This is a genomic window from Streptomyces torulosus, from assembly GCF_001419765.1.
Lineage (GTDB): Bacteria > Actinomycetota > Actinomycetes > Streptomycetales > Streptomycetaceae > Streptomyces > Streptomyces torulosus.
The window spans coordinates 1-5,692 of record NZ_LIRK01000128.1; the positions used below are offsets into that span (position 1 = coordinate 1).

A 5,692-nucleotide genomic window follows, 5' to 3' on the forward strand; every position below is an offset into this window, starting at 1 on the left:
GCCCCACCCACGGGCGCCGCCCCTGGTCTCCAGCCAGGCCAGCAGGGTCTCGGCGAGGCGGCGCCCGTGGGTGGGGCCGCAGTGCGCGAGGGGTGCCAGGCAGCGTAAGGCCAGGTCGTCGATGAGTTCCTCCGGCTGGAGGAGGACCAGGGCCTCGGTGTGCTCGGTGCAGTGCAGCACCTCCCCGGCGGGCAGCAGCCGGCGTTCCATCAGGCTCACCGCGGCCTCCGCCCAGCGCAGCGACTTCGCCGCCTCCGCGAGCGGCACCGGCGGTCCGATCGCGCCGGACCACCCGGTGAGGGCCCGGTGGAGGAGTTCGGGGCGCCCGGCGGCGTCCGGTTCGGGCACGACCATGCGGGGCTGCTCGTACTCCATGTCGAGCAGGACGCCCTGGCCGACGGCCGGGGCCATGGCCTCGCGGGCGGGCCGCAGGAGGACGCCGACGGCGACCTTCTCGGGCAGGGGCCAGCCGATCCGGGCGGCGCGTTCGGTGAGCGCGTCCGCGGGGTCGCCCCGATGGTGCTCGACGAGGAGCAGCTCCATGAGGCGCCGCTGGAGCCGGAGCCGTTCGCCGGCCTGCCGGGCCGCCGCCTCCGCGTAGCCGCGCACCGACTGGTCCACCAGCCCGTCCAGGTACTCGTATCCGGCGTCGACCAGCTCGTACATCGCGGGCGGCGGGATCTCCACGCGCTGGCCGATCTCGGCGAAGCGGCGCCAGGCGAGGCGTACGCCGAGGCGGTAGATCGCCTGGAGGGAGTCCAGGCTGCGGCCGTGCAGGCCCTCGCCCCGGCCGAACTCCTGGAACACGCCGGGAGGCACCCGCGGGCGGCCCTCCGCGGTCTGGAGGTGCTGGACGAAGACCTCGATGGCGCGGCGGATGCCGATGAGGGCCATCGGCTCGCCGGAGTCGTCGAGGACGACCGGCAGATGGGGGTACTCACGGCGGATCTCGCCCAGGATCTCCTCGGCGAGGGCGGGCGCCTCGGCCATGGCGATCGCGGCGAACTCCCGCACCTGGTCACGCGGTACGTCGTGCCAGGCGGAGCGGACTGAGACGGTTCCCGGGCGCCCGGTCACCCCTCAGCGCTCCTGACCGGCGTTCTCGTACGTGATGAGCGGGGTGTTCGGCTGGTCCGGGGTCGCCTCCAGCAGCGCGACGACACCGAACGCGGCCGCCACGGCGAGCGCGGCGGCGGCCACCATGGTGAGCGCGGCGGCGAGGGCACGCCGCGGAAGTCCCGTCGCCGGCGCGGAGGGCGGGCCTGGCGGCGTCTGGTGCGTGGTCTCGGCGTGCGACATCGCAGGGTCAGCCTCTCGGTCGAAAGGTCGGCCCCACCCAGGGCACCCCGCATCCCGGGACCTCCTGACGGTCCCGGTACCTCGTCCACCTCGCCGGGGCGTGTCGACGGCCCCTCAGCCGGTCGTCCGTCGCGGGCGCCGGCTCCGGCCCAGTGTCAGCAATGCATTGACACTGCGTCAAGACTCCGCCTACGGTTCCCGGCCCATACGTCACGCGCACCTTCCCCCTTGGCGTCACCCCTTCCGAGACGCCTACCCGAGTCGCACCTTCCAACGCCCCTGGAGTGCCCGGATGCGCCGTACAGCCTCACCCCTGTCCCTGGTCCTGCTGGGCCTCGGCACCTTCCTGCTGGTCCTCGCACCCCTGCTGGCCTGGTACGTGGAGCCACGGGCCGCGGTGAACCCGATCGACATCGACACGACCGCCGTCTACACCGGTACGGGCAGCGTCTTCGACGTGGAGCAGGTGCGGACCGTACCGGACCAGAAGATCACCGTGACCCAGCGGGTACGCGGCGATGTGGCCGAAAGCGAGCGCAGCGGAGCGGCCGTGTGGGACGTGATCACCAGCGTCGACACGGAGAAGTCGCTGCCGGCCGCCGACCCGCACGACGCGCTGGACTTCACCCCGCACCGCTGGGTCAGCGACCGGAGGACCAACCGGCCGGTGCACTGCTGCGAGGAGAAGCCGTACATCGAGGGCGAGGCGTACCTGAAGTTCCCCTTCGACGTGCGGGAACGCTCCTACCGCTGGTGGGACAACACGCTCGGCGCGACGGTCACGCTCCACTACGAGGGTCGCAAGAAGGTCCGCGGGTACGAGGGGATGCGTTTCACCGCGACCGTTCCGGCGACGAGGACCGGCACGCGGCTGGTGCCCGGCGCCCTCGTCGACGAGCCGAGCCGGCCACAGGTGATGGCCGAGGAGTGGTACGCCAACCACGGCCTCGAACTCGTCGTCGACCAGGCCACGGGACGCGTGCTCTACGCGCAGACCGGGCCGCGCCGGACCCTGCGGGCGCCGGGCGGCACCGAGGACGCGGCGGTGCTGCTCGACAGCCGGAAGCTGGCGTTCACCGCCGAGACGCAGAAGTTCGCGGTGGAGCAGGCGGAGCGGGACAGCGGACTGCTGCGGCTGGTGGGGCGGACGTTGCCGATCAGTACCGCTGTGGTGGGGTTCGTCCTCGCCGTGACGGCTGCCGTTTTGGTGGTGCGCGGCAGGCGGCGTCCCGAAACGTCCGAGTCGCCCCAGGATCCGATCACGATATGACAGGGCGTCAGTTCAACAAACCCCGGAAATTGTCACGTCGGTGAGTAGCAGCTTCGAAACTCTCGGCGAAAACTATCCACCCCACCTGAGCACAGCCCACCCATGCCTCGCTCCCGACCTCGCTCCCGCGCACCACGACCTGCTCGCCGCGACCGGACCGTCCCCCCACACGCCCCACCGGAACAACCCTCACAGCGAACCGCCTTCTCCCCCGCTGAGTTCCGCACCCCGAGACGAGTTGGAGCACCCATGCCCCAGCACGTGCCGTTCTCGCTGGTCGACGCGTTTCCGCGCGGCGTCCGGCACGCCCCGGCGGGCGCCCCACCGCCACGCCGGATCGTTTTCCTCGCCCGCCGTGACCTCGGTAATCCGGCGGCGGGGGGCTCCGAGCTCCTCGTCCACCGGCTCGCCGAGGGCCTGACGAGACTCGGCCACCAGGTCACCCTGCTCTGCGGGGGCCCGGCGGCCCTGCGCGACTACCGGGTCGTGTCGGCGGGCGGCGACCTGAGCCACCACTTCCGGGCCAGAAGCACCCTCGCCCGTCAGGTCGGCGACTGCGACCTGCTCGTCGAGGTGTGCAACGGCATGCCGTACCTGACACCGCTGTGGCACCGCGGGCCGACGCTGTGCCTCGTCAACCATGTGCACACCGATCTGTGGCAGATGCGGTTCGGCGGGGCGCTGGCGCCCGCGGCCCGGCTCGGCAGAAGCCTCGAACACTGGGCGCTGACAGGCGCGCAGCGCGGCAACCTCGTGGTCGCCGTCTCCTCGTCCACGGCGACGGCGCTCCGCGCGATCGGCGTGGACGGCGAACGGATCCGGGTCGTCCACAACGGCGTCGAGGAACCGGGGCCGCGTGCCGAACGGTCGCCCGAGCCGCTGTTCGTCGCCGTGGGGCGGCTGGTCGAGTACAAGCGGATCGATCTGCTGCTGCGGCTGTGGGAGCGGGTCAGGCCGGTCACCGGCGGTCGGCTCGTCATCGTCGGCGACGGGCCCGAACGGCAGCGGCTGGAGGCGATGGCCGGGCCCGGCGTCGAGTTCGCCGGGCATGTCTCCGAGGCCGAGAAGCACCGGCTGCTGTGCGCGGCCTGGCTGCTGCTGCACCCGTCCGCCGTGGAGGGGTGGGGACTCGTCGTCACCGAGGCCGCAGTGCGGCAGACACCGTCGGTCGCCTTCGACGTGCCGGGGCTGCGGGACTCCGTCGTGGACGGGGAGACCGGGGTGCTGGCCCGGGGGGAGTCGTCGTTCGCCGCGGCCTGGTGCGCGCTCGCGCTGTCGGCCGACCGGCGGGAGCTGATGGGGAGGGCCGCGCGGGAACGGGCGGCGCACTTCCGGTGGGGGCACACGGTGCGGCAGTTCCGGGCGGTCGCCGCGGAGGCGGTGCGGGGTGGGGGCTCTTGAACGCGCGACCGGGTGCCCTGAAGGATCCGTCCCTGCGGCGGTCCCTCGCCCTCTTCCGGGCCTTCATGAGGGAGCAGGACGATCCCGCGTCCTGCTACGCGCTGCTCGCCCGGGACGCCGTCGACCAGGTCGCCGCGTACGGCGGGGCCCTGGAGGGCCGCACGGTCGTCGATGTCGGCGGGGGCAGCGGCTACTTCACCGAGGAGTTCCGGCGCCGCGGGGCGCACGCGTACCTCTTCGAGCCGGACCTCGCCGAGCTGGGGGCGAAGCCGCCAGACGGGGCGGTGGTCGCCGACGGGTATCTGCTGCCGCTGGCCGACGGGGTCGCGGACGTCACGTTCTCCTCCAACGTGCTGGAGCACGTGGCGGATCCGCCGACGTTCCTCAGTGAGCTGGTGCGGGTGACCCGGCCCGACGGGCTGATCTATGTGTCGTTCACCAACTGGCTGTCCCCGTGGGGCGGCCACGAGTGGGCGCCCTGGCACTACCTGGGGGCGGAGCGGGCGCGGGCCCGCTATCGGCGCCGCACCGGGAAGGACGCCAAGCACACGCTCGGCGAGAACCTGTTCGCCGTGCACATCGGACGCACTCTGCGGCAGGTGCGCGCGCGGGACGACGTGACGGTCGTGTCGGCGCGCTCCCGCTACTGGCCGTTTCTCGCGGAGACCGTCGTGAAGGCGCCGGGCCTCCGCGAGTTCGCCACCTGGAACCTCCTTCTCATCCTCCGGCGGTGTGCACCATGACGAGCACGGTCCAGGCTCCACCTCCCGCGCCGGTGCGGCCGGCGGGCATGACGGGGCGGCCCCCCGAGGGGCGTCGGTCGCGCCGCTGGCTCCTGGGGTTCTGGGCCGTGGTGTTCGTGCTGCTGGTCGTCGCGCGGCCCGGGCGGCAGACCTTCGACACCAAGCTCGGGGTGACCACCGACCCCTGGCAGTTCGTGTCCGACCTCGGGCAGTTGTGGCACGACCGGGGCGGGTTCGGCGGGATCCAGGACCAGTACGTCGGGTATCTGTGGCCGATGCTGCCCTACTACGGGGTCAGCGACCTCCTCGGGCTGCCCGTGTGGCTCGCGGAGCGGCTGTGGATGTCGCTGATCGTGTCGGTGGCCTTCTGGGGCGCGCTGCGACTGGCCGAACGGCTGAGGATCGGGAGCCCGGCGTCGAGGCTGGTGGCGGGTGCCGCCTACGCGCTGTGGCCGGTGTTCACCACCGTCGTCGGGTCGACGTCGGCGGCCGCGCTGCCGGGGGCGTTCCTGCCGTGGGTGCTGCTGCCGCTGACGAACGAGCGGTACAGCGCGCGGGTGGCCGCGCTGCGGTCGGCGCTGTTCGTCCCGTTCATGGGCGGGGTCAACGCCGCCTCGACCCTCGCCTCGCTGCTGCCCGTGGGCCTGTACCTGCTCAGCCGGCCGCCGGGACCACGCCGGCGGAGACTGATCGTCTGGTGGGTGCCGGGGGTGATCCTGGCGACCCTGTGGTGGGTGGTCCCGCTGCTGCTCCTCGGCTTCTACGGGGAGAACTTCCTGCCCTACGTGGAGACGTCGCAGACCACGACGGCCACCATGTCCGCCACGGAGGCGCTCCGGGGCGCCGGGAACTGGGTGGGCTATCTGCACTTCGGTGAGGCATGGCTACCGGCCGGCTGGTCCGTGGCCGCGTCGGCGCTGGTGATCCTGTCGTCGGCGCTCGCGGCGGGCCTGGGCCTCGCCGGGCTGGCCCGGCGGGA

General features: G+C 72.9%; 6 protein-coding genes. 4 read left to right on the forward strand and 2 right to left on the reverse strand.

Annotated elements, in window-relative coordinates; all coding sequences use genetic code 11:
• On the reverse strand, window positions 1-1,077 hold a 1,077-nt coding region (locus tag AOK23_RS09955), incomplete at its 3' end, for a PucR-like N-terminal domain-containing protein (RefSeq protein WP_055712383.1).
• A 3-nt stretch (window positions 1,078-1,080) separates the two neighbouring features.
• The gene (locus tag AOK23_RS09960) at window positions 1,081-1,299 is read right to left on the reverse strand and encodes a hypothetical protein (RefSeq protein WP_055712384.1); all 219 of its coding nucleotides are present in this window, start codon (window positions 1,297-1,299) and stop codon (window positions 1,081-1,083) included.
• Window positions 1,300-1,591: 292 nt separating this feature from the next.
• Here AOK23_RS09960 and pgfA point away from each other — a divergent pair, with 292 nt between their 5' ends.
• The 4 genes from pgfA to AOK23_RS09980 all read left to right on the forward strand — a co-directional run.
• Window positions 1,592-2,569 carry a cell envelope lipid trafficking protein PgfA gene (gene pgfA, locus AOK23_RS09965; protein WP_055712385.1) on the forward strand — a complete coding sequence of 326 codons (978 nt, stop codon included), beginning with the start codon at window positions 1,592-1,594 and terminating at the stop codon, window positions 2,567-2,569.
• A 249-nt stretch (window positions 2,570-2,818) separates the two neighbouring features.
• Window positions 2,819-3,970 carry a glycosyltransferase family 4 protein gene (locus AOK23_RS09970; RefSeq protein ID WP_055712386.1) on the forward strand — a complete coding sequence of 384 codons (1,152 nt, stop codon included), beginning with the start codon at window positions 2,819-2,821 and terminating at the stop codon, window positions 3,968-3,970.
• 65 nt (window positions 3,971-4,035) lie between these two features.
• Window positions 4,036-4,713 carry a class I SAM-dependent methyltransferase gene (locus AOK23_RS09975; RefSeq protein ID WP_055516694.1) on the forward strand — a complete coding sequence of 226 codons (678 nt, stop codon included), beginning with the start codon at window positions 4,036-4,038 and terminating at the stop codon, window positions 4,711-4,713.
• Window positions 4,710-5,692 (forward strand): alpha-(1->3)-arabinofuranosyltransferase domain-containing protein (locus AOK23_RS09980; RefSeq protein WP_157877986.1); only part of this gene is annotated, 983 nt, incomplete at its 3' end. The genes AOK23_RS09975 and AOK23_RS09980, both read left to right, overlap by 4 nt.

Coding starts and splice junctions, on each gene's coding strand:
- AOK23_RS09960 (WP_055712384.1), bottom strand. CDS start 1,299: ATGTCGCACGCCGAGACCACGCACCAGACGCCGCCAGGCCCGCCCTCC.
- pgfA (WP_055712385.1), top strand. CDS start 1,592: ATGCGCCGTACAGCCTCACCCCTGTCCCTGGTCCTGCTGGGCCTCGGC.
- AOK23_RS09970 (WP_055712386.1), top strand. CDS start 2,819: ATGCCCCAGCACGTGCCGTTCTCGCTGGTCGACGCGTTTCCGCGCGGC.
- AOK23_RS09975 (WP_055516694.1), top strand. CDS start 4,036: ATGAGGGAGCAGGACGATCCCGCGTCCTGCTACGCGCTGCTCGCCCGG.